At 64.1% G+C, this 21911-nt stretch carries 22 protein-coding genes; 3 read left to right on the forward strand and 19 right to left on the reverse strand.

Annotation, left to right across the window (positions count from 1 at the left end; genetic code table 11):
• Window positions 1-25: 25 nt before the first annotated feature.
• The 3 genes from J7I79_RS10520 to J7I79_RS10530 are packed head-to-tail and all read right to left on the reverse strand — an operon-like array spanning window position 26 to window position 3981.
• Window positions 26-1126 (reverse strand): NADH:flavin oxidoreductase/NADH oxidase, encoded by a 1101-nt coding sequence (locus J7I79_RS10520; RefSeq protein ID WP_214952944.1) that lies wholly within the window; start codon window positions 1124-1126, stop codon window positions 26-28.
• On the reverse strand, window positions 1126-2142 hold the full coding sequence (locus tag J7I79_RS10525; protein ID WP_214952946.1) for a tetratricopeptide repeat protein: 1017 nt from the start codon (window positions 2140-2142) through the stop codon (window positions 1126-1128). Before J7I79_RS10525 ends, J7I79_RS10520 begins: the two co-directional genes overlap by 1 nt.
• 51 nt (window positions 2143-2193) lie before the next feature.
• The gene (locus J7I79_RS10530) at window positions 2194-3981 is read right to left on the reverse strand and encodes a hypothetical protein (RefSeq protein ID WP_214952948.1); all 1788 of its coding nucleotides are present in this window, start codon (window positions 3979-3981) and stop codon (window positions 2194-2196) included.
• A 297-nt stretch (window positions 3982-4278) separates the two neighbouring features.
• Here J7I79_RS10530 and J7I79_RS10535 point away from each other — a divergent pair, with 297 nt between their 5' ends.
• On the forward strand, window positions 4279-5472 hold the full coding sequence (locus tag J7I79_RS10535) for an AI-2E family transporter (protein ID WP_251042674.1): 1194 nt from the start codon (window positions 4279-4281) through the stop codon (window positions 5470-5472).
• A 78-nt stretch (window positions 5473-5550) separates the two neighbouring features.
• Here the strand turns inward: J7I79_RS10535 and J7I79_RS10540 are convergent, their stop codons facing one another.
• Both J7I79_RS10540 and J7I79_RS10545 read right to left on the reverse strand, forming a co-directional pair.
• A complete protein-coding gene (locus J7I79_RS10540) occupies window positions 5551-6351 on the reverse strand; it encodes an alpha/beta hydrolase (protein ID WP_214952952.1) in 801 nt (266 codons plus the stop codon).
• Between the two features lie 10 nt (window positions 6352-6361).
• Window positions 6362-6706: an ATP/GTP-binding protein gene (locus J7I79_RS10545; RefSeq protein ID WP_214952954.1), complete on the reverse strand. Its 345-nt coding sequence runs from the start codon at window positions 6704-6706 to the stop codon at window positions 6362-6364.
• A gap of 70 nt (window positions 6707-6776) precedes the next feature.
• Here J7I79_RS10545 and nucS point away from each other — a divergent pair, with 70 nt between their 5' ends.
• Together nucS and J7I79_RS10555 are read left to right on the forward strand one after the other, a co-directional pair.
• On the forward strand, window positions 6777-7472 hold the full coding sequence (gene nucS / locus J7I79_RS10550) for an endonuclease NucS (protein ID WP_214952956.1): 696 nt from the start codon (window positions 6777-6779) through the stop codon (window positions 7470-7472).
• Between the two features lie 300 nt (window positions 7473-7772).
• A complete protein-coding gene (locus tag J7I79_RS10555) occupies window positions 7773-7976 on the forward strand; it encodes a cold-shock protein (RefSeq protein ID WP_011692441.1) in 204 nt (67 codons plus the stop codon).
• Window positions 7977-8153: 177 nt separating this feature from the next.
• Here the strand turns inward: J7I79_RS10555 and J7I79_RS10560 are convergent, their stop codons facing one another.
• From J7I79_RS10560 to J7I79_RS10625, 14 genes are all read right to left on the reverse strand, one after another.
• Window positions 8154-10658, reverse strand: a complete 2505-nt coding sequence (locus J7I79_RS10560; RefSeq protein ID WP_251042675.1) for a phosphatidylglycerol lysyltransferase domain-containing protein — start codon at window positions 10656-10658, stop codon at window positions 8154-8156.
• Window positions 10659-10771: 113 nt separating this feature from the next.
• Window positions 10772-12100 (reverse strand): alpha/beta hydrolase family protein, encoded by a 1329-nt coding sequence (locus J7I79_RS10565; RefSeq protein ID WP_214952960.1) that lies wholly within the window; start codon window positions 12098-12100, stop codon window positions 10772-10774.
• A 5-nt stretch (window positions 12101-12105) separates the two neighbouring features.
• Window positions 12106-12537, reverse strand: coding sequence for a DUF2550 domain-containing protein (locus J7I79_RS10570; protein ID WP_214952962.1), 432 nt, complete (start codon window positions 12535-12537; stop codon window positions 12106-12108).
• 10 nt (window positions 12538-12547) lie between these two features.
• Window positions 12548-12832 (reverse strand): F0F1 ATP synthase subunit epsilon, encoded by a 285-nt coding sequence (locus J7I79_RS10575; RefSeq protein WP_104172348.1) that lies wholly within the window; start codon window positions 12830-12832, stop codon window positions 12548-12550.
• A gap of 1 nt (window position 12833) precedes the next feature.
• Complete coding sequence (gene atpD, locus J7I79_RS10580; RefSeq protein ID WP_214952964.1) at window positions 12834-14288, reverse strand: F0F1 ATP synthase subunit beta; 1455 nt, start codon at window positions 14286-14288, stop codon at window positions 12834-12836.
• Window positions 14289-14369: 81 nt separating this feature from the next.
• Window positions 14370-15263 carry a F0F1 ATP synthase subunit gamma gene (locus J7I79_RS10585; protein ID WP_214952966.1) on the reverse strand — a complete coding sequence of 298 codons (894 nt, stop codon included), beginning with the start codon at window positions 15261-15263 and terminating at the stop codon, window positions 14370-14372.
• A gap of 76 nt (window positions 15264-15339) precedes the next feature.
• Window positions 15340-16977, reverse strand: a complete 1638-nt coding sequence (gene atpA / locus J7I79_RS10590) for a F0F1 ATP synthase subunit alpha (RefSeq protein ID WP_214953126.1) — start codon at window positions 16975-16977, stop codon at window positions 15340-15342.
• An 82-nt stretch (window positions 16978-17059) separates the two neighbouring features.
• Complete coding sequence (locus J7I79_RS10595) at window positions 17060-17887, reverse strand: F0F1 ATP synthase subunit delta (RefSeq protein ID WP_214952967.1); 828 nt, start codon at window positions 17885-17887, stop codon at window positions 17060-17062.
• Window positions 17887-18444, reverse strand: a complete 558-nt coding sequence (locus J7I79_RS10600; protein WP_104172343.1) for a F0F1 ATP synthase subunit B — start codon at window positions 18442-18444, stop codon at window positions 17887-17889. Before J7I79_RS10600 ends, J7I79_RS10595 begins: the two co-directional genes overlap by 1 nt.
• Window positions 18445-18495: 51 nt before the next feature.
• A complete protein-coding gene (gene atpE, locus J7I79_RS10605) occupies window positions 18496-18714 on the reverse strand; it encodes an ATP synthase F0 subunit C (RefSeq protein WP_011692451.1) in 219 nt (72 codons plus the stop codon).
• Window positions 18715-18794: 80 nt separating this feature from the next.
• Window positions 18795-19595: a F0F1 ATP synthase subunit A gene (gene atpB, locus J7I79_RS10610; RefSeq protein WP_104172342.1), complete on the reverse strand. Its 801-nt coding sequence runs from the start codon at window positions 19593-19595 to the stop codon at window positions 18795-18797.
• A 91-nt stretch (window positions 19596-19686) separates the two neighbouring features.
• The gene (locus J7I79_RS10615) at window positions 19687-20016 is read right to left on the reverse strand and encodes a hypothetical protein (protein ID WP_104172421.1); all 330 of its coding nucleotides are present in this window, start codon (window positions 20014-20016) and stop codon (window positions 19687-19689) included.
• Window positions 20003-20494: a hypothetical protein gene (locus J7I79_RS10620; protein ID WP_104172341.1), complete on the reverse strand. Its 492-nt coding sequence runs from the start codon at window positions 20492-20494 to the stop codon at window positions 20003-20005. Before J7I79_RS10620 ends, J7I79_RS10615 begins: the two co-directional genes overlap by 14 nt.
• A gap of 107 nt (window positions 20495-20601) precedes the next feature.
• A complete protein-coding gene (locus J7I79_RS10625; protein ID WP_214952968.1) occupies window positions 20602-21768 on the reverse strand; it encodes an MraY family glycosyltransferase in 1167 nt (388 codons plus the stop codon).
• Window positions 21769-21911: the final 143 nt, after the last annotated feature.

Consider the following 21911-nt stretch of genomic DNA (forward strand, 5'->3'; position numbering starts at 1 on the left):
GAGGATCGTCCGAAAGGGTTACTTCCTAGAAAGAGTGGCGGGGAATGGCCCGTTCATACTGCGGGGCCCACGGGAGCTCGTGGCCGAGCTCGAAGGCTGCGCGCAGCCACCAGTGCGGGTCGCGCAGTGCCGCGCGCGCAATGAAGACACCGTCAGCCTGGCCGGTGGCGACGGCGTGTTCCGCCTGCCCTGCAGAGGTCAGGAGCCCCACGGTGCCGGTGCGGACGCCTGCCTCGCGCCGGATCCGGGCCGAGAAACCTGTCTGGTAGCCGGGACCGGCGGGAATCTGCTGGTGCGCCACGGCTCCCCCGCTGGACACGTCCACCAGGTCCACGCCGTGTTCGGCGGCCGCTCCGGCCAAACGGACCGATGCCGCGGCGTCGATCCCGCCGTCGGCCCAGTCCGATGCGGAGATCCGCAGCAGCAGCGGCATCGAATCGGGAATGGCGTTGCGCACCGCATCCACCACGGCCAGGGTCAGCCGGTTCCGTCCGGACTCGTCGCCGCCCCATTCGTCAGTGCGGTCGTTGATGAGCGGGCTCTGGAACTGATGCAGCAAATAGCCGTGGGCGCCGTGGATTTCGATCGTGTCGAACCCTGCGTCGACGGCCCGGACGGCGGCCGCGGCGAAGTCCCCGATGACGCCGTCAATTTCCGCCGCGGTCATGGCGCCGGGCGCCGCATACCCGTCAAACGCCGAGGTGCCCGGCCCCACGGTCTCCCAGCCGCCGTCGGACGCCGGAACTGAGCCGCGCTTCCCCGAGAAGGGCCAGTAGGTCGAGGCTTTACGGCCCGCGTGCGCCAGCTGGGTGCCGATCTTGGCGTCCGCGGCGCCGTGGCGGTGCACAAACGCCGTGATCCGTTCCCAGCCGGCCGCCTGCTCGTCGTTGTAGATTCCGGCGTCCATGGGGCTGATCCGGCCGGCTGCATTGACTGCCGCAGCCTCAGTGAGGATCAGGGCCGCTCCCCCGGCCGCGAAGGACCCGAGGTGCATGAGATGCCAGTCGTGGGGGACGCCTTCGCCGGTGTCAGGGCCGCAGCTGTACTGGCACATGGGCGAGACCCACCCGCGGTGGCGCAGTGTCAGTGAGCGCAGCTCCAGCGGTGAAAAGAGGGCCGAGGGCATTAGAAGAGCACCCGCGCCAGCCCCTGCCGTGCCTTGGCGACGCGTTCATCGGACGGGCCCACCACCTCGAAGAGATCCAGCAGCCGGACCCGTGCGGTCTCGCGCTCCGGGCCGAAGTTTCGGCCGATGAAACCGACGATCCGGCCCAGTGCGTCGTCGATGTGTCCGCCGGCAATGTCCAGGTCCGCCACGCCCAGCTGGGCATCGAGGTTGTCCGGCTGATCAGCTGCGAGCTGGCGGAGCGCATCGCCGTCCGGACCGGTCAGCGACTGCAGGCGCTCCATCAGTTCCACCTGGGCGAGGCCGGCTTTGGCTTCCGCGTCCGCGGGCATCTCCAGCAGCGCCTGCCGGTAGGAAGCTGCCGCAGCGGCGTAGTCTCCGGCCTCGATGGCGTCGTAGGCTGCCTGGTGCAGCGGGGGCAGCGGGGCAGGTTCGGCGTCGGCGGGTGCGGCTCCGGCGCCGCCGAGGCTGCCGGTGACGCCGTTGGCGGCCGCGACCTTCAGCAGTTCATCCAGCAGGCTCCGCACCTGCTGTTCGTCGGCTCCGCCCTGGAAGAGGGGCACCGGCTGTCCCTTCACCACGGCCACGGCCGTCGGGACTGCCTGGACCTGGAAGGCCTGGGCAAGCTGCGGGAATGCGTCGATGTCTGCGGCACCCAGGACCAGGCGTCCGCCATAGCTGTTGATGATGTCCTCAAGGACGCTGATCAGCTCGCCCGAAGCGGGCGAATAGCTTGCCCAGAGGCCGAACACCACGGGTACCTGCGCGGACAGTTCAACGAGCTGCTGGAAGTTTGCTTCGGTGACGTCGATGCGTAGCGGCTGTCCGCCGGTGTCCGGCGCCGCCCCCTCGGCAGGCGCCGACGGCGGCACGGCCCCCGGTTGCCCGGCGGCGGGCGGCTGCCCTCCCGCCGGTGGCGCAGGGCGCTGTTTCAGGCTGGAAAGGTCGACGGCGCCACGCAGGTTGAGCTGGCTGGCAGCGGCTGGAGGGACTGGACGGGAGGCTGGCGAACTCATAGCCTCCACTCTAGCCACTCCGGCCGCTGCTGGTCATACCCGGAGCGGGCGCTACTTGAAGCTTGCTCCGACGAGTCCGCGGGTGGCGGCCACGAGCTTCATCGGGTCCTTGGATCCGGTCGGCGGGATGTAAACCGCCATGGACTCGGCGAAGTTCAGCACCATGCCGGAGCTCGTTTCCTTGCCCCCGGCCAGGACGGCTGCGTCGTCACCGATCGCCAGCTTGTCCCCTTCGGCCTTGGGCGTTCCGTCGAAGGCGAAGTTCAGGCGGCCAAGTACCAGGGCGCCGCCGTCTGCGGTGCGGAACACCACCGTTTCCTCGGGCGCCACCTTGTGCGTGAAGCTGAAGTTGCCGTCGACGCCGGTCTTGGCGACGTCGGCCTGGTACGCCAGGGTGTCGGCGATATACGGCGAGGACTGACCCTCCACGAGCTTGTCCTTGAACGTTGAATCGGCCTTGGTCAGGCGGTCCCCGAGTCCGGCAAGGGCTTCTTCGCCGCTGTAGAGCAGGCCTGATTTGTCGTCAACGGCCAGGGTTTCCGTGCCGTCCCGTCCGATGGCGGGGAACGTGGTGCCGGGCTGCAGCGGCGTGGTCTCCACGAGCTTGTAGTTCTCGCGCGGGGACTTCTGCACGAGGGTCAGCAGCTGGGGCACAACGTTGCCTTCACCCTGGGTGACGGCCATGACCGAACGGGGCCAGGCACGCTTGCTGGTGACAACGGTGGTCAGCAGCTTGGTGGCGCGGACGGGCATGCGCGCCTCGTAGGCGCCAACCTGCGAGCGGATCTTGTAGTTCTGCGTGCGGACCTCGAGTTCGGTGCGGTCAACGCGGGACTTGAGCTTCGCGGCATCCTTGGCGGCGTCGCCGGCATCCACCGTGCTGGAAACCTGCTCCAGGATCCGGCGGAACTGGGCGTCCAGCAACACCGGCGAGTCCGCGGCGGTGTCCGCCCCGGCGGCTGCACTGGCTGACGGCGACGGGGCCGGGGTGGTGGCCTGGGCGGCTACGCCCGTGCCGGCAACGATCGTGACAGCGAGCGCGGCCATGGCCACGCCTGCGCGCCTCGTGCTGAAGGTGGCGGTGGAGCCAGCGCCGCCGGGCTGCTTTTCAACAGGCGAAGGGGCTGTGGGCGCCGTCTTGTCGGCCGGGCGGACTGCACGGGCACGGCGGACAAGTTTGTCCTTCAGGGATTCGCCGGTGTCGTCCCCGCCAATGTCGGCGGGCTTGCCGCCCTTGGGCTTGAGCACCAGCAGCGCCAGTCCGGCCAGCATCAGGAGGCCGCCGAGGACCATCAACGGCACGGCCCACGGAGTGGACGTGTCATTGGGGAACGTCATGGAGATGGACGACGGCGCCGGCTTGGTGCCGTCCGAGGCCAGCAGGAGCGACCACTCGCCGTCGGCCGGGGCACTCCAGGTGTAGTTCAGCTCACCGCTGGCGTTCTCCGTGGAGACCCACAGATCGGAACCTGCGGGCGACGGTGCGGCGGCTTCGCCGTCCGTGTGGGCCAGCTGGAGGGACTTGTTGTCGTCGGCAACACCGGAGACCGTGTTGTGGGCCGTCTTGCCAACCCAGGCATCCACGTCGTCGGGACGGCCGGCGGCCAGCATGAAGCTGCCTTCGCCCTTGACGTTGATCTTGACCGTTCCCCCGTGCAGGGTCCTCAACTTCTGGTCAATGACGGTAAGTGGTGCGGCGGTGCCGTCGGTGGGCGCCGAGGCTGTAACGGTCTCGGCCGGGGCCCAGATGGTCTTCTGTCCTACGCCGGCCAGCAGTGTTAGGAGGCCGAGCAGCACTAGTGCAACTGCAGTCTTGAAACGCAAAAGGATACCTATCATCAGCGGGGGTTTACTTTCAATAGTAACCGTTTTGTTACCAATGAGTCAGATCGGGGCTTTGTTCCCAGCCTAGGGCAACTGGCCGCGACCGCAGGAAAACGGGGCGCTGACAGGCCTGCTGATAGTGTTTGCGATGATCATCACAAGGCCCGCAAAGGCGGTGCCACAGACGGTAAAGGGCCCCAAAACGCAGTGACTGAACCCACGGATTCGTCCACCCCAGGACAGCAAGACATCACGGGATCCGGTGCCCAGGAAGGTGTAACGGACGGCAGGCAACACGAACGCAGACGGCGGCTGCCGGACCTGGCGGCGGCGGTGGTACGCAGGCTGCGGACGCCCATTCCCGGCGCCCAGCCCCGGCTGCGCTTCGAGATGCCGCCCGAGTCCGCGGAGGACTCCATCACCCCCGAAACCGAGACCGGTACCCGATTCGGCCATCCCGGTCCGCGCATGTCATCCCAGCATCCCCTTTATATGGGATTCATGGGGACCGTCGGCGTCGGCCTGGCCTTGCTCGTCTACTGGATCGGGTCCAACACCACGCAGCTCCTGCTGTGGATTGTGACCGCGCTCTTCATCGCCCTGGGCCTGGACCCGGTAGTGCGCTGGCTGGAAGGGCGCAAGCTGCCGCGGCCCGTCGGCATCCTGGTGTCGGTCACCGTGCTTGTCTCCGCCGTCGTCGGATTCTTTGCCACGCTGATCCCCACCATCGTCCAGCAGGTGACCCAGATTGTGCAGGAAGCGCCGCGCTGGATCCAGGACTTCATCGATTCGGATTTCTTCCGCAGCCTCGACGACCAGTTTGGCGTGCGGGAGCGCATCACGCAGGAGCTGGAAAAGTTCGTTAACAATCCGGATGCCGTGGGTGGCATCTTCGGAGGGGTCGTCGGCTTCGGGTCCACGGTGGCGAACGGGCTCTTCGGAACCCTTATTGTCCTCGTGCTGAGCCTTTATTTCCTTGCTGCCCTTCCCGCCATGAAGAAGTGGGGCTACCGGCTGGCACCCCGCTCCCGCCGGGTACGGGTGGAAGCCCTTTCGGAAGAGATCACCGGTTCCGTGGGCAACTACGTCATCGGCCAGGCCTGCGTTGCCCTGGTCAACGCGACCTTTGCGTTCATCGTGATGTCCATTGTTGGTGTCCCTTTTGCCGTTCTGCTGGCGTTCGTTGTGGCGCTGCTGGCCTTCATCCCCTTGGTCGGCGGAATGATCGCGGGCGTGTTGGTCACGCTGATCGCCCTCACCGCAGGGTGGCAGACCGCCGTTGTCTATGCCATTTGCTACTTTGCCTACCTGCAGTTCGAGGCGTACTTCATCTCCCCCCGCATCATGCAGAAAGCTGTGGCCGTGCCCGGTGCGGTTGCCGTCATCTCCGTGATCGCGGGCGGCAGCCTCCTGGGCGTGCTCGGCGCCCTGATCGCCATTCCCACCGCCGCGGCGGTCATGCTGCTCGTGAAGGAAATCTTCATCGTCCGCCAGGACAAGCACTGACCAGCGATTCCGCCAGGAAACAGGACAGCCGCCCCGTGGGTCCACGGGGCGGCTGTCCTGTTGTGTAGCGGTTTCGTCCTACGGCGCGGCCGTGGCCATGGGCCCGTTCCATTCCTGGGGCAGGCCGTCCGGGCCTGCGCCGCGCTCCGTGACCTCGTCGACGATTTCGTTCAGCACCCGGGCAGCGTACTTCTCCCCCACCCACAGGTGCTTGGCGCCGTCGACCCCCACAACGTCCGCCTGCGGCACCAGGCTGAAGCGCTCGGCGGCGGCGGCCGGCTGGAGGTAGTCGTCGTGTTCGGGAACCAGCACCTTCAGGGGCTTGCCTGCGGCTGCCCACTCCTTCAGGTGGACATCCGTGGCCCGGTGCAGCGGCGGTGAAAGCAGCACGGCGCCTTCCACCTCCGAGGCCACCGGTTCCGTCGCCCCGTACATAAGAGCCAGCTCGGTGCCGAACGACCAGCCCACGAGCCAGCGGTTGGGCAGGTTCCGGCCAGCGGCGAACCTGACGGCCGCCTCGAGGTCGAGCCGTTCGCCGATGCCCTCTTCGAACCGTCCTTCGCTGGTGCCGCGGGGCGAACTGGTTCCCCTGGTGTTGAACCTGAGGACGGCCACACCGGCCAGCGCGGGCAGCCGGTAGGACGCTTTGCGGTACACGTGCGAGTCCATGAACCCGCCGTGGGTGGGCAGCGGATGCAGCGTGATCAGCGTGGCGGTTATGTCGCCGGATTCCGGGACGGCGAGTTCACCGACGAGGACGTGACCGTCTTCGGTGTGTATTTCCACGTTCTCCCGGCGTGCCGGAAGAACTGTCGAAGCCCGGATTGCGGTTGCTTCGGAAGGCTGGCTGAATACGAACGACGCCGGGTCAAAAGTCATGACTAACAGCTTAGCGATAGCGGTACGTGCGTGACGTCCAGCAGTTGGAGTGCCAGTGGCGCCGTTCCGAAAGGCCGGCCGCGGCGCCGAACAGGTGATCCTCGGACCAGACCACCAGGTGCTCCACGCCGGGGAGGACCGCTGTGGAGCAGCCCGGGCAGATGTAGGACTTTTCGGCCCGCTTGGCCGTCATGGTGCGGACCATCCACTCGCCGTCGGGGGCGCTTTCCCGCCGGGCGATGCCGGACCGGGCACGTTCGAGGTCCAGCTCCGGCACGGGGCCGCCGGCGTGTTTGCGGCTGGCTTGTCCCAATTTTCCGGAGGCGGCACGGCGGGGGCGGTTGGAACGGGGCATGCCTCCATTCTGCCCCAGGCTCTGACCCCGCGTTGTTCCTGCCTTGGGCCCAGACGGTAGTGTTTACCGGGTGCGTTTAGTCATAGCCCGTTGTTCTGTTGATTATGTTGGCCGGCTCAAGGCCCATCTCCCCCTTGCCACCAGGCTCCTGCTGGTCAAGGCGGACGGGTCCGTCCTGGTGCACTCCGACGGCGGCTCGTACAAGCCGCTGAACTGGATGAGCCCCCCGGCCAGCCTCCGGGTCTCCACGCCCGACGAGGTGGACCTCGAGCTCGGTGTCACCGAGCAGTGGACCGTCCAGTCCGCCAAGACCGATGACCGGCTCATCATCAATATCCATGAGCAGCTGCACGACACCTCCCATGAGCTGGGCCAGGATCCGGGCCTCATCAAGGACGGCGTCGAAGCTGACCTCCAGCGGTTGCTGGCCGATCAGATCGAACGGCTCGGCACCGGCTTTTCCCTCATCCGGCGCGAATACTTCACGGCCATCGGTCCGGTGGACATCCTGGCCCGGGACGCAGACGGTGCCACGGTGGCCATCGAGCTCAAAAGGCGCGGCGACATCGACGGCGTCGAACAGCTGACCCGTTACCTGGAACTGCTCAACCGGGATCCGCTGCTGGCACCGGTCCGCGGCATATTCGCCGCCCAGCAGATCAAACCGCAGGCCAAGGTGCTCGCCAACGACCGCGGCATCGACTGCGTCACCCTCGACTACGACGTCATGCGCGGCGTTGACGACAGCGAATCCCGCCTCTTCTGAATTGGCGGCCGCCCAATAGCGCGGGCGGCCCACTGTCATAAGGCAGCGGTTCACATGGGCTTTACGCAAAATTTATCGAATTCCCCGTTTTGCCCGTTGACCTGACGCAACCCACATGAAATTCTTATATAAGTCTTTGTGTAGGTGTTTTTCATGCTCGCAAGACATGTTGCGAGCGCGAAGCTTCGTCAGCTAGTGTCCGGTTCCACCGGGCGGCAAGCCAGGATTCTTCTCGCGGAGTGACCAAGTGCGGCACGAAGTGTGCCGGACTTAAGCAAGTTCCACAATGAGGAGAAATAAATGGCACAGGGAACCGTCAAGTGGTTCAACGCTGAAAAGGGCTTCGGCTTCATCACCCCGGACGACTCCGATGGCGATGTCTTCGTTCACTACTCGGAGATACAGACCGGTGGATTCAAGACTCTCGACGAGAACCAGCGCGTTCAGTTCGAGATCGGCCAGGGCGCCAAGGGCCCCCAGGCTACCGGCGTAACGCTGGTCTAGTCCCACGGCGGAGGGCCGCCTGACGGCGGCCTCCAACGAATCAAATGATCCCCGGCATTAGTGCCGGGGATCATTTTTTTGTCATTATCCGATGCCACCCGACGCATTGTTTCTTGTCACAAATGTTTTCAGAATCAGAAAACATGATGCCGAAAACGCTCGGCCGGTGTTACCGAATTAGCCCACCAATGTCCGCAGCAGGCGGGCGCTGTGGCGGACCGAGAGGCCGGGAAGGTAGGCGCGGCTCAGCGCCCGGCCAATGGCAGGCAGCTGCAGGGGGTCCTGGTAGTAGAGGTAGAGCGTACGGTAGTCAGGTTTGAAGCGGGATTTGAAGGTGGCCAGGGAGCGGAAGCCGTACACGGGTTCCAGTGCCCGCCCCACCACATCAAGGATCGCCGCCAGGCCCTCCGGCTCCCGGTCCTTCTCCCGCTTCGGGTCCGGGTCGGGCACCCGGTCCGGGTCCCGCTGCGCGGCGGACGCCGCCGCGGCAGCAGGCTCCTTGGCGAGCGGTGAGCCGGACAGGGAAATGACCCCAACCGAACTCCGCAGTTCGAGGACGGCGGACGCAATCAGGAACTCCATGACGCCGGGGAACCCGTCCTCCCGCCGGCGCATGAAGTCGAGCGTCCAGCTGACCACGCTTCCGTGCTCAAATACCGGGAGCCAGCTGGTCACGCCGTGCACCTTGCCGTCCCCGTCGACGGCGGCGCAGCACAGGACGTCGTCGTCCATCAGTTCGTCCATGCCGCCGAGCGTGAAACCCATCTCCGGGACGGACTTCTGGGCGGCCCATTCCTCGGACACTTCAAGGAGCTGGGCGCGCAGTGCCGCGGGAAACCCGCTGTAGCGTCCCCACACAGCAGTGACCCCGGTTTTCCGGGCGCGGTTCAACGCTGTCCGGACGTTTTGCCATTCCTTGCCTTTGAACTCCAGCTCCCTGACGGCAAGCCGGGTCTCCTGTGCCACGGCCACCCGGCTGAATGCCCGCGATTGGAGCATCGGCCAAAGCCCGTCGGTGCAGGAATAGAAGCAAGGAACCAGGGCATGCTCCGCGCAATATTGCATGAATCCGGCGGCGGCTTCCTCCCGCAGTTCCGGGTCTCCGAACGGACCGCCCAGCGTCAGGGCGACGCTGCCATGCTGCTGGTACGCCACACCGGCGTCGCGGGCGGGAGTGAACCAGTACTTGTTGGGCTCCCACAAGGCCATCCAGGACAGTGAATCACCCCCCCTGCGCACCAGCCGGCGGGCAACGTCCCGCTCCTCGACACCGGTCCCGGCATTGTGATGCCGCCCGAGGAGTGCCACCCACACGCCGGCCAGGGCCACAGCCCAGAAAGCGATGCCTGAGTAGGCAAACAGGAAGGCCTCAACCGAATTCCGGTCCTGGAAGATCCGGTTGTACAGGCTGGGAATGGGCACCGGCAGATACTGGCGGGCGAGTTCGGCCGCGAGCCCGGACGGGCCGCCGTCGCGCTGTAATCCGCCGGCCGCCAGCCAGGCGATGGTGTAAATGCCGGCAAGTGCCATCCAGGTTCCTGCCAGCACCCGGGTCAGGCGCCGCCTGTCCGCTGCCGAGGTTTCCACGCGGAACTGGCGGCGGTTGATCCACAGCAGCACCACCAGCAGCAGCGGAACCGCCACCAGCGGGAGCACATGGACGAACCCGGAACCCATCACAGCCGTATGCGGCCGCGACGGGTAGTGCGGTATCCGCGCAAAGAGCGTGAGGTACACGGCGGACAACGCAATGACGGCCAGCTGGACGCCGAGGGTGATCCGCCAGGCGAGCCGGCGGCCCCGTCTGAGCCCGTCGGCGCAGATCAGCAGGAGCACCACAGGTACCACGGCCAGGGCAAGGCCCAGCGGTCCCGCGAACCCGGCACGGCCGATCTCCAGGCAGTCCACGTCCACAGTCCCGCCGCAGTTCTGCTCCAGTTGGCTGAGGGTGGGCAACGGGTTCAGGACCACGTCCCGCAGCAGCGCCAGCGGGCCGGTGGGACTCCGGACGGCCGCTGTCAGGATGGGTCCGACCGCGAAAATGCCCACGATCAGGGACAGGAGATTCCGCGTCTCGCGGCCGGTGGAGCGGTGCCGGTGGAGGGTCCCGTGGTCGCTCTGGATCCACCACCCGGTGGCCAGCCCGGCCAAGGCACCGAGGAACCCGACCACGGTCTCCGGATGCCCCACGTAGAGGACAAGGAGCAGCGACGCCGACACGATGCCGGTGCGAAGGCGCCGCTGCCACAGGGTGGGCACGAGTCCGCTGGCCCCCAACGTCGCGGCAAGGACCGCGGCGTACGGCCCAATGAGCCGGGCGTCCACCATGAGCCCCATCCAGCCGTCGCCGGCGTAGCGGGCGAGCTGGGTGAAAAGCAGGAACAGCGAAACGGCAGCAAACTGTCCGCCGAAGAAGAACCCCGCCGTCCGCAGCGTGCCCAGCCTGCGCTCGGCGAGTCCCAGCAGCAACAGGATCATGGACGCGGCGGTGAGGTAGGCCGCGGGGTTCGTGGCGAAGAAGAGCGATGTGAACAGGGACCACCACTGCCCGCTTTTCAGGGCCGTCATGCTCACCGAGGCGACGTCGAGAAGGGCTTCCGGAGGACCCGACAGGAAACTGTTGGTGGCCGCGCCCGTTCCAAGGAACAGGCCAAGGACAACCAGGGTAAACGGCACCGCCATGAAGTGGTCCCGCGTACGCCGGAGCGCCCGTAGGATCACAGCGGCCCACGTCACGCCGCCATCGGCTGTGGAACCGTCCTTGGCCTCCGGCCGGCTTGCAACTCGCTCGTTGGTCACGGCAGGATTCCCCATCGCTCCGCCATGAAGTCCAGGGCTGCCGGAAGGCCCCTGGAAGCGGCTTCCCAGGAGTGACCTGTATTGGCCACCGGCTGGGCCTGGACGGTGAAGCCTGCCTGGCGCGCAGCTGCGGAGAGTTCGTCCATGTAGGTCATAAACTCCGGATCCCTGGAACCGGCGCCGAAGTACACGGCATGGCCCTCGAACCGGGTCTTCTGCATGATGTTCAGGGGAGTCTGTGCATCAAAGGCCGCCACGTCGCCGCCGAACGCCGCGTCAACCGTCTTGTGACGTTCCTTGGCAAGCGCCGGTTCACGCTCGCTGGAGAAGGCGAGGACGGAAGCGTAGACGTCGGGATGGCGGGTGCCCATCTGCATGGCACACGTGGCTCCGAAGGAGAATCCGCCGGACGCCCACTGCCGGTGGTCCGGATCGATGTCCAGGTTCTGTTCAATCCACTGTGGCACGTCCCGGGACAGAAACGTGTCGGCCCGGGCGATGCGGCTGTCCATGCAGAGCGTGTTGGCCGACGCCGTTCCGTTGGGATCCACCACGACGACGACCGGCGCGACGCCGTCGTGCTCCGCTGCGAAACGGTCCATCCTGCTGCGCAGCGCCCCTCCGGTGAGCCAGTCCGATGGCCCGCCGGGCTGACCGGAGAAGAGGACAAGGACCGGAAGGGCAGGGCGGGGTGTGGCCTGGTAGGCGGGAGGAAAATAGATGTACGCCTCGCGGCTGCTGAAGCCCGACACGGGGCCGGGGATTACGGCCGTCCGCAGCACACCGCCCGCCGGCAATCCCTCCGGTGCCCGCCAGGTATCCAAGGGAGTGGGGGCGGCGGCCGCGGGCTGGCGCTTCAGTTCGGATTCGAGCGGCTGGATCCTTGCGACAGCTGTGCCCATGACATCACTGACCGTATGGTTGAGGCCGAAGTAGGCATTGATCTGGACGGCGGCGAGCAGGAACACTCCCAGCATGGCAGCTGTCACGGCAGTCCTCCCCCGCCATGCGCCGCGGCTCTTCGGAGGGGAAGGCCGGCGGAGTTTCCAGAGCCGCAGTACCCAAAGGAACAGGGCAAAGACCGCTGCCACAAACCACGCGAGCACTTCGCGCGGGAGTACCTCGGGCAGGGTGGAAAACGCATAGATGAGCAGCCAGTGCACCCCGGCCACGGCGCCGGCGGACAGGAGGAGGGCAGCGCCCGCGCTCAGGGCCCAGCGGCGTCCGCGGGCCCACAGCAGCCAGCCGAGCCCAACGGCTCCGGCTGCCCAGGCAATCCAGAGCACGGGTCCGTCGGTGAGATGGATGTCAGCTACGAAGTCCACCGGCGTTAGCGCCAGGTGCCAACACCGATGACCGGGCCGGCCTCCAGCCACGATGACAGTCCGGTGTAGGCGTCGAACTTCATGGCCAGCAGGACTTCCTGGCCTTCGTAGTGGAGTTCCACGATGACGGAATCGGGCTGCACCTTGACGAGTTCGGCTTCGGTGGGCTTGCGGCGCCCTACGAGTTCCAGCGAGCTGCGCCGGAAAGTGTATTTGGGACGGACACTGAGCGAGAGCAGCTTGAACCACTCCAGGTCGTTGTCCTGATAACGACAAACCCCCATCTGCCAGCTTTTTCCAGCCGTGCAAATGGAGGCGTCCACTGTGCCCAGGGCACGCCGCAGGTTAAAGCGGCGTACCCCGGACAGGCACAGTGCAAAAATCAGCAACGCAAGGGCAGTTGCCAACGCGATGAACGGAAAACCAGGATCGTTCATCAAGGTCGTGCTAGCGGATCCCCGCAGTAGCCGCGTCACCCATTTGGGCGTTGTCAGCAACAATAACAACCCTGTTGTTGTCGACGGAGAAGAATCCGCCGTCGACAACTACAGCAATGCGGTCACCGGAAACAGGCTCAATGGCCAGCTCACCTTCGGCCAGAATCGCCAGCAGGGGCGAGTGGCCGGGCAGGATTCCGATTTCACCATCGCTGGTGCGGGCCTTGACCATCTTGGCCGCTCCGGACCACACGAAGTGATCCGCTGCGACAATCTCAACCTCAAGCTCAGCCATATTACTTGGTCTGTTCCTGGATCTTGGCCCACTGGCGCTCAACGTCATCCAGGCCACCGACGTTGAAGAACGCCTGCTCTGCAACGTGGTCAAGCTCGCCGTCGCAGATAGCGGTGAAGCCTTCAACCGTGTCCTTGATGGTAACGGTGGAGCCTTCGACGCCGGTGAACTGCTTGGCGGTGTAGGTGTTCTGGGAGAGGAACTGCTGGATGCGGCGTGCACGCGACACGACGATCTTGTCCTCTTCAGACAGTTCGTCAACACCGAGGATGGCGATGATGTCCTGGAGTTCCTTGTTCTTCTGCAGGATCTGCTTCACACGGACAGCCGTGTTGTAGTGGTCCTTGCCGATGTACTGGGGGTCCAGGATTCGGGAAGTCGACGTCAGCGGATCCACAGCCGGGTACAGACCACGGGAAGCGATTTCACGGGAAAGTTCCGTGGTCGCGTCGAGGTGCGCGAAGGTGGTGGCCGGTGCCGGGTCGGTGTAGTCATCCGCGGGAACGTAGATGGCCTGCATCGAGGTGATGGAGTGGCCCTTGGTAGACGTGATGCGCTCCTGGAGGAGGCCCATCTCGTCAGCAAGGTTCGGCTGGTAACCCACGGCGGAAGGCATGCGGCCGAGAAGGGTGGAGACCTCGGAACCTGCCTGCGTGAAGCGGAAGATGTTGTCGATGAAGAGCAGCACGTCCTGGTTCTGCACATCGCGGAAGTACTCCGCCATGGTCAGCGCGGACAGTGCAACGCGCAGACGCGTTCCCGGCGGCTCATCCATCTGGCCGAATACAAGGGCGGTGTCCTTGAGGACGCCTGCCTCTTCCATTTCAACCCAGAGGTCGTTACCTTCACGCGTACGCTCGCCGACGCCTGCGAACACCGAGGTGCCGCCGAAGTTGCGGGCAACACGGGTGATCATTTCCTGGATCAAAACGGTCTTGCCGACACCGGCGCCGCCGAACAGGCCGATCTTTCCACCCTTGATGTACGGGGTGAGGAGGTCGATCACCTTGATGCCGGTTTCCAGCATCTCGGTGGAGCCTTCGAGAGTCGCGAAGGCCGGGGCCTTGCGGTGGATGGCCCAGTGGTCCGAAGCCTGGATCTCGGACTCGTCAACATCCAGCGGCTTGCCGAGGACGTTGAAGATGTGGCCCTTGACGCCGTCGCCGACAGGCACGGTGATGGGCGAGCCGGTGTCCACTACGTTGGTGCCGCGGACGAGTCCGTCGGTGGCCTGCAGGGAGATGGCGCGAATGAGGTTGTCACCCAGGTGCAGGGCAACCTCGAACGTGATGGTCTTGGTCTCACCGTTGAGAGTAATCTCCGTGGTGAGTGCGTTGTAAATCGAGGGGATTGCGTCAGCCGGGAATTCGACGTCGACAACCGGGCCAATAACACGTGCAATACGGCCGGTTGCACCGGTCGTTGCGGCTACGTGTTCGGTAGCGGTGGCAGTCATCTCTCTCACTTCACTCAGTAGATGGCGTGGATGTTAAGTTTATCTTTGATGCAGGTACAGCTGGATCCGGAACCGTGCTGGCTAGGACGCATTCAAGGCGTCGGCGCCGGCCACAATTTCGGAAAGCTCCTGCGTAATTTCAGCCTGGCGGGCAGTGTTGCGCAGACGCGTGTACTTCTTGATGAGGTCCGTGGCGTTGTCGCCGGCGGACTTCATCGCGCGCTGACGGGCTGCGAGCTCGGAAGCTGCTGCCTGCAACATTGCGGCGAAGATGCGTGATTCGATGTAGCGCGGCAGCAGGGCATCGAGAACCTGCTCCGCCTCCGGCTCGAATTCGTAAAGCGGCAGGAGGTCCGAATCGGACTGCGCCTGCTCTTCGACGACCTCGAGGGGAAGAAGACGGATGACCGTCGGTTCCTGCGTCACCATGGACTTGAAGCGGGTGTAGACAACGTGGATCTCGTCCACGCCTTCCTCTTCGTACGCGGTGGCAAAATCCTCCAGCAGCGCTGCGCCGATTTCCTGCGCGGTTGCAAACTCCGGCGCGTCCGTGTTTCCGGTCCACACCTGGGCGTAAGGACGGTTGCGGAAGTCGAAGTAAGCCTGGGCCTTGCGGCCGAGAACATACGTCTTGACTTCCTTGCCTTCCTCGCGAAGCAGCTCGCTGAGGCCTTCCGCCTGCTTGAGCACGCTTGCCGAGTAGGAACCTGCGAGGCCACGGTCCGAGGTGATGACCAGGACAGCGGCGCGCCGGATCTGCTCGGGCTCGGTGACCAGCGGGTGGTCGATTTCGCTCTGGCTTGCGACAGCAGAAACGGCACGCGTAATCGCGTTTGCGTAAGGCAGTGAAGCCGCTACGCGTGCGCGGGCCTTGCCGATGCGCGAGGTAGCGATCAGTTCCATCGCCTTGAAGATCTTGCGCATCGACGTTGTCGAGCTGATCTTCTGGCGGTAGACCCGAATCTGGGCTCCCATACTTATCCTTTCCTAAGATCCCGGTGGCCGGGACTGCCGGAACCCGTCGGGGTTCCGGCAGTCCCGGCCAGCGAAACTAGCGCTTCTGCTTGACGATTTTTTCCTGGTCGACCTGCGTCTCGTCGATGGGGGCGTGTTCCTCATGCCCCGCACCAACCAGGAAGTTGTCGCCCTCGCCGAAGAAGCCCTTCTTGAAGGCCACGATCGAGGTCTTCAGTGCTTCCGCAGTGTCATCGTCCATGACGTTGGTCTGTGCCAGCGTCGTCAGGATGGAGGACTTGTGCTTCAGGTGCTCCAGGAACTCGGTCTCGAAGCGGTTGATGTCCTCAACCGGAACGTCGTCCAAGTAGCCGTTGGTACCGGCCCAAATCGACACAACCTGGTTCTCAACCGGGAACGGCGAGTACTGGCCCTGCTTGAGCAGTTCCATCAGGCGTGCACCACGGGTCAGCTGCTGACGCGATGCGGCGTCGAGGTCCGACGCGAACATTGCGAATGCCTGCATGTCGCGGTACTGAGCCAGTTCCAGCTTCAAGGTACCGGAGACCTTCTTCATGGACTTGACCTGTGCTGCACCACCCACGCGGGATACCGAGACACCCACGTCGACGGCGGGACGCTGGTTGGCGTTGAAGAGGTCCGACTGCAGGAAGATCTGGCCATCGGTAATGGAGATCACGTTGGTCGGGATGTAGGCGGAGACGTCGTTTGCCTTGGTCTCGATGAGCGGCAGACCGGTCATCGAGCCGGCACCCAGCTCGTCGGAGAGCTTGGCACAACGCTCCAGCAGGCGGGAGTGCAAGTAGAAGACGTCGCCCGGGTAGGCTTCGCGTCCCGGCGGGCGGCGGAGCAGCAGCGACACTGCACGGTAGGCCTCAGCCTGCTTGGAGAGGTCATCAAACACGATGAGGACGTGCTTGCCGCCGTACATCCAGTGCTGGCCGATAGCTGAACCGGCGTAAGGAGCCAGGTACTTGAAGCCTGCGGGGTCAGACGCGGGGGAAGCCACGATGGTGGTGTATTCCAGTGCGCCGTTGTCCTCGAGCGTCTGGCGGACAGCCGCGATGGTGGACGCCTTCTGGCCGATGGCCACGTAGATGCAGCGCACCTGCTTGGTGACATCCCCGGAAGCCCAGTTGGCCTTCTGGTTGATGATCGTGTCGATGGCAATTGCCGACTTGCCGGTCTGGCGGTCGCCAATGATCAGCTGACGCTGGCCGCGGCCGATCGGGATCATGGCATCGATAGCCTTCAGACCGGTCTGCATCGGCTCGTGAACCGACTTACGCTGGGTCACGCCGGGCGCCTGGAGTTCCAGTGCACGGGTGGTTTCAGCCTTGATTTCACCGAGGTCGTCGATCGGCTGGCCCAGCGGGTCAACCACGCGGCCGAGGAAGGCGTCGCCGACCGGCACGGACAGAACCTGACCGGTGCGGTGGACTTCCTGGCCTTCTTCGACGCCGGTGAAGTCACCGAGGATGATGACACCGATTTCGCGGACGTCGAGGTTCTGGGCCAGGCCCAGCGTGCCGTCTTCGAAACGAAGCAACTCGTTCGCCATGACCGAGGGAAGGCCCTCAACACGGGCGATGCCGTCACCTGCGGTGGTCACACGGCCGACCTCTACGCGCTCTGCGTTTCCGGGTTCGTAGGACGCCGCGAACTCGTTCAACGCAATACGGACGTCGTCGGCGTTGATGGTCAATTCGGCCATCTGCAGTCCCTGCTCTCCTGTTTTCGTGATCATCGTTGTCACGATGACCGGGGTTTCTATCAGTTAAGTTGTGCTTGTCCGGTTAGCCGGCAAGCTGACGCTGGAGCTGGCCCAAGCGGGCGATAACAGAAGCGTCAACCACTTCGTCACCAACCTGGATCCGGATGCCACCGATCAGTGCCGGGTCAACGTTCATGTTGATCTTGAGCTCGCGCCCGTACAGGGCGTTCAGCCCTGCCTGCAGTCGGCTGGCCTGCGTCTCCGTCAGCGGACGGGTGATGCTGACCGTTGCGATCCAGCGCTGCTGGCGCTTGGCTGCAAGCTCTGCGAAACGGCGCACAAGGTTTGTCACCTTGAGGCCACGGGGCTGCGTAACTGCCTGTCCGATAAGGACTTTCGCTTCCTCGCTCGCATTGGGAACGAGCTTTTCGGCGAGGGCAATCTTGGCAGCCGGGCTCGCCTGCGGCTCGGACAGAGCACGCTGTACCTCGTGGCTGGAAATGACGGCCTGGTTGAAGGCGAACAGATCGTTCTCCAGCGCTTCCAGTCCGGTGATTCCTGAGGCAGAGACGGCCGACTTGTTCTCAGCAACGGCAATTACCACCGAAGCGGCAAGAGTCTCGAGTGCATCGCCGATATCCCGAGCCGACGCCCAGCGTGAACCGGCCAGTCCGCTCGCAATTTCCGCAGCATCAGTAGAGACTTTCCCACTGAAGAGCTGCTTGACCAGCGCCGACTTTTCGTCACCGCTGCGGGACGGGTCAGTCAGGGCGCGGCGCAAGCCAGCCGAGCTGTCCACCGTTCCCAGGATTCCGAAGAGTTCCTTAGCCAACTGCAGCGAAGCGAAGGGAAGCTTGGCTTCCAACGCCACCAGCGCCGCGGTCAGCGATTCGCTCGATACACCTGCCATTACTTAGCTGCACCTGCGTTCTGGTTCTCCAGATCTGCCAGGAAGCGGTCAACCACACGGGCTGCACGCGCGTCATCGCTGAGTGACTCGCCGACGATGCGGCTAGCCAGCGTGGTAGCCAGCGTGCCAACCTCCGAGCGCAGCGACACAACGGCCGCCTGGCGCTCGGATTCGATCTGCGCGTGGGCGTGGGCGGTGATGCGGGCAGACTCTGCAGCTGCCTTTTCCTTCAGGTCCGCCAGGATCTGGGCGCCTTCGGCACGGGCTTCCTCGCGGATGCGGTTGGCTTCGGCACGGGCGTCGGTGAGCTGCTGCTTGTACTCTTCGAGTGCGGCAGAAGCCTCTGCCTGGGCCTTTTCAGCCTTGGCGATGCCACCTTCGATAGCCTCGGCACGCTCTGCGAACGTCTTCTCGAACATCGGGACAACGAACTTGACCACGATGTAAAAGAGGACAGCAAAGCCGGCCAGGACTACGCCCATTTCCCATACGTTGGGAATGAGCGGATTAGTCGGCTCGGCGCCTTCGGTGGCGGCTGAGATGATCATCTGATTCATATTTCACCCGTCCTTATCTACTCGGTTCTGGATGTTCGATAGTTCTAACGCTTAGGAAAGAACGAAAGCGAAGACCAGGCCGAGGATGGCGAGTGCTTCAGTCAGCGCAAGGCCGAGGAACGCGATCGGCTGCAGGACGCGCTGGGCTTCCGGCTGACGTGCCACACCATTGATGTAAGCCGCGAAGACGAGACCCACACCGATACCACCGCCGATAGCGGAGAGGCCGTAGCCGATGAGGTTGAGGGAGCCGTTGATGGAGCCTTCCATTTTTCTTCCTTTCAAGATGCCACCCGTGTGGCAGGTTGTTTGGGTTGCTTCATCCCCGCGAAGGGGAAGTTTGTGGGAGCCTAGTGGCTGTCCGCGTGCAGTGCGCCTTCAATGTAGATGGCAGTCAGCAGCGTGAAGACGTAAGCCTGCAGCGCCATGATCAGCGCTTCCAGCATGTACATGGCGATGGCGCCGGCGAGGACCAGTACGGAGGTGCCCTTGAGGAGGATGTTCTCCTGCATGACGAGGTACTCGATGCCGGATCCGGCAATCATCACGATGAGGTGTCCGGCCAGCATGGTGGCAAACAGACGGAGGCTGTGCGTGACGGGCCGAACCAGGAAGTTGGAGATGATCTCGATCGGAATAACGATCGGGAGGATGTACACCGGCACGCCCGAAGGAACGGTGGCCAGCTTGAAGTACTTGAGCCCGTTCTTCTTGACGCCGATGGCGATCCAGGTGAAGTAAACGATGCCTGCCAGGACGTAGGCGCCGCCAACGTGTGAGAAGCTCGGAAGCTGGACCACCGGGATGGCGCCGTAGATGTTGTTCACCAAGATGAAGAAGAAGAGGCTGAACAACAGCGGGACGTACTTCATGAAGTCCTTGCCGCCAATGATGTCCTTGGCGATGCTGTTGCGGACGAAGCCATAGGCGGCCTCACCTGCAAACTGCAGTTTGCCTGGAACAAGCTGCTGCTTCCGCGCAGCTAGCAGAAAGAATGTAGCGATAATGACGACCGACAGGATTACCAGCAGCATCTGCTTGGAGAATCCGTCTGCCACACCCCACGGCAGGATTGCCGGCAGGTGCATTTCGTCAATTCCAGGAGGATTGAACTCTCCTGAATCTTGGGCCGGGAGCGCAAGCGCGATCAACGCGTTTCCTCTCTGCAGTGTCCATCATTGGGCGTTGGTGAGGGTCCGGCGATCTTCATGACCGCCCTTCCCCATGTGAAATTGTTAGGCATTACTGTTCCTCGTCCTTGGACGGGCCGCTGGCTGCACTGTCTTCACCAGTTGACGTTCTGTTACTGGTGAGGCCGTGCATATGAGAAAGATAGAACCCTCCCGCAGCTCCAAGCAGAGCGCCTGCGAGCACAATCCAGCGGGTTCCCCACAGATAATCCAGACCCCACCCTATCAAACTCCAGACGATGATTCCGCCAATTATGTAGCTAAAGACGGCGATGCCGGCGTTGTATCCGCCGTCCCCGCCGTCGGAAGATACGCCGGGAGAACCGGACGTGGAATTGGGGATTTGCCGCACGTTTTTGCGCTTGGAATTACGGCTGCTCATCATGGCCGTCTTTCACGGGTTCGGGGTCGTTATAGATGCGGAAGCGGGCTTTGCTGAAACCGTAGATCTCGGCAGCCTGCCAGAAGACGACGCAGGCAACGGCTCCAATCAGGAACCAGCGGTCGTGGAGCCAGTCGGGTGTGCCGATGACAAAGAGCACCACGGCAAAACCCACGACTTTGACGAAGTAGGTGACGACAAAGACCCCGATGGCACCTGACGGATTGTTCCGGCCGACGAAATGGCCAACCAGGAGGCTGATTGCGAAGAAGGCCATGACCAGGAGGCCGCCGAAAGTGCTGGACAGCACTCCCCCGGCGCCGTTGAGGATGGCGGCCGGTATTCCCGCGAGGACAAGACCGGCCAGCCCGGCGCCGCTGCTCAGAATCAACAGCCGCAGCCACAGTGACTTCGTGGGGCCCGAGACACCAACGGGTCCGTTGCCGGAGCTAGGTCCGGGTTCGGCGTTGGAGGTCATGAGATCCCAATCGTCGTGTACTGCGCGCTGGCAAGGGTGGGTGCGGCGAATGGCCGCACTCGAATTCTACATGAGATAGAAATTATTCGGAAAAGAGACGTCAACGCTCATTCCTGCCCCGCTGCTTCGGCTTCGGCTTCGGCTTCGGCCTCTGCTTCCGACCGCGGACCGGGCTTCGGGGCCTTGTCGCGAAGGTACGGCCATGCGGTCACCACGGCCATAACGGCGGCCGCGGCCACGTCCATGGCCAGCACCGTCTGCCACGGGAAGATGGCGAATGCCAGGCCGCCGAACGCCAGGATGCACGTCCACATGTACATCAGGACGACGGCGGTCCGGTGGGAGTATCCGATGTCCATCAGTTTGTGATGGAGGTGCCCGCGGTCGGCGGACCAGGGCGAACGGCCCAGCGCCGTGCGGCGAACGACAGCCAGGCCAAGGTCCAGCAACGGCAGGAACAACACTGCGAACGGCAGGAGGATGGGGATGATGGTCGGTATACCGTTGGCGCGGTCATAGAGTCCGGAGGTGATCTGGCCGGTTGACACGATGCCTGCGGAGGCCAGGAGCAGGCCGATGAGCATGGCGCCGGAGTCGCCCATGAAGATCTTCGAGGGAAACCAGTTGTGCGGCAGGAAGCCCACGCAGCTGCCCACCACGACGGCGGTCAGGAGTGTCGCGAGGTCGGACTTGTCCAGCACGTCCGAGTTGCGGTGCACCCAGTAGGCCGTCAGGAAGAAGGCAGCGCCGCCGATGATGGCAACGCCGGCGGCCAGCCCGTCGAGCCCGTCGATGAAGTTGAAGGCGTTCATGGTGGTCACGATCAGACCGGCGGTGAGGACTATGCTCACGATCTCGTTCTCGAGGATGATCGGTTCCGGTACGAACGGGACGATGGCCATCCTGACGCCCCAGATGGCCACCACCATTGCTGCGGCGCTCTGGCCGATCAGCTTCACCCACCACCGCAGGTCCAACAAGTCATCTGCGAGGCCCACTATGACGATCAGCGTCGCGCCGGCGAGGACCCCCCACGGGGAGGCGTTGCCGCGGTAGATGTCTTTGACGAAGAATGACTGGCTGGCAACGCAGAGCGCCACCAGGAATCCTGCGTAAATGCCCAGGCCTCCCAGCCTGGAGACCTTGTGTGAGTGCGTGTCGCGGCTGCGGATCGGCGAAAACAGTTGAAGCCTGTTGCCAATCAGGCGTGCGCCCCAGGTTGCGCCATAGGACACCACGGCCGCAGTGAGCATCATGAGCAGGTACATGATCATGGGGACGCCACCTTCCCCGTGCCGTCAGCGGAACCGGCCCTGGGCAGCGTGTATCCCTGCGGCCGGGTCAATGCCGGGCGGCTGGGATAGCTCGGGCGGGATTGCTGTGGAACTGACTTTCGATAAATGAAACTTCTCCGTCG

It is taken from the genome of Arthrobacter sp. ISL-69, assembly GCF_018613775.1.
Lineage (GTDB): Bacteria > Actinomycetota > Actinomycetes > Actinomycetales > Micrococcaceae > Arthrobacter.

Bases quoted from the DNA above. Each gene is read 5' to 3' on its own strand.
- atpD (WP_214952964.1), bottom strand. From the start codon at position 14,288: ATGACTGCCACCGCTACCGAACACGTAGCCGCAACGACCGGTGCAACC.
- atpA (WP_214953126.1), bottom strand. From the start codon at position 16,977: ATGGCCGAATTGACCATCAACGCCGACGACGTCCGTATTGCGTTGAAC.
- J7I79_RS10625 (WP_214952968.1), bottom strand. From the start codon at position 21,768: ATGATCATGTACCTGCTCATGATGCTCACTGCGGCCGTGGTGTCCTAT.
- J7I79_RS10615 (WP_104172421.1), bottom strand. From the start codon at position 20,016: ATGAGCAGCCGTAATTCCAAGCGCAAAAACGTGCGGCAAATCCCCAAT.
- J7I79_RS10545 (WP_214952954.1), bottom strand. From the start codon at position 6,706: ATGCCCCGTTCCAACCGCCCCCGCCGTGCCGCCTCCGGAAAATTGGGA.
- atpE (WP_011692451.1), bottom strand. From the start codon at position 18,714: ATGGAAGGCTCCATCAACGGCTCCCTCAACCTCATCGGCTACGGCCTC.
- J7I79_RS10575 (WP_104172348.1), bottom strand. From the start codon at position 12,832: ATGGCTGAGCTTGAGGTTGAGATTGTCGCAGCGGATCACTTCGTGTGG.
- J7I79_RS10520 (WP_214952944.1), bottom strand. From the start codon at position 1,126: ATGCCCTCGGCCCTCTTTTCACCGCTGGAGCTGCGCTCACTGACACTG.
- J7I79_RS10560 (WP_251042675.1), bottom strand. From the start codon at position 10,658: ATGGCGGTGCCGTTTACCCTGGTTGTCCTTGGCCTGTTCCTTGGAACG.
- J7I79_RS10525 (WP_214952946.1), bottom strand. From the start codon at position 2,142: ATGAGTTCGCCAGCCTCCCGTCCAGTCCCTCCAGCCGCTGCCAGCCAG.
- J7I79_RS10585 (WP_214952966.1), bottom strand. From the start codon at position 15,263: ATGGGAGCCCAGATTCGGGTCTACCGCCAGAAGATCAGCTCGACAACG.
- J7I79_RS10530 (WP_214952948.1), bottom strand. From the start codon at position 3,981: ATGATAGGTATCCTTTTGCGTTTCAAGACTGCAGTTGCACTAGTGCTG.
- J7I79_RS10595 (WP_214952967.1), bottom strand. From the start codon at position 17,887: ATGGCAGGTGTATCGAGCGAATCGCTGACCGCGGCGCTGGTGGCGTTG.
- J7I79_RS10555 (WP_011692441.1), top strand. From the start codon at position 7,773: ATGGCACAGGGAACCGTCAAGTGGTTCAACGCTGAAAAGGGCTTCGGC.
- J7I79_RS10600 (WP_104172343.1), bottom strand. From the start codon at position 18,444: ATGAATCAGATGATCATCTCAGCCGCCACCGAAGGCGCCGAGCCGACT.
- J7I79_RS10570 (WP_214952962.1), bottom strand. From the start codon at position 12,537: ATGAACGATCCTGGTTTTCCGTTCATCGCGTTGGCAACTGCCCTTGCG.
- J7I79_RS10620 (WP_104172341.1), bottom strand. From the start codon at position 20,494: ATGACCTCCAACGCCGAACCCGGACCTAGCTCCGGCAACGGACCCGTT.
- J7I79_RS10540 (WP_214952952.1), bottom strand. From the start codon at position 6,351: ATGACTTTTGACCCGGCGTCGTTCGTATTCAGCCAGCCTTCCGAAGCA.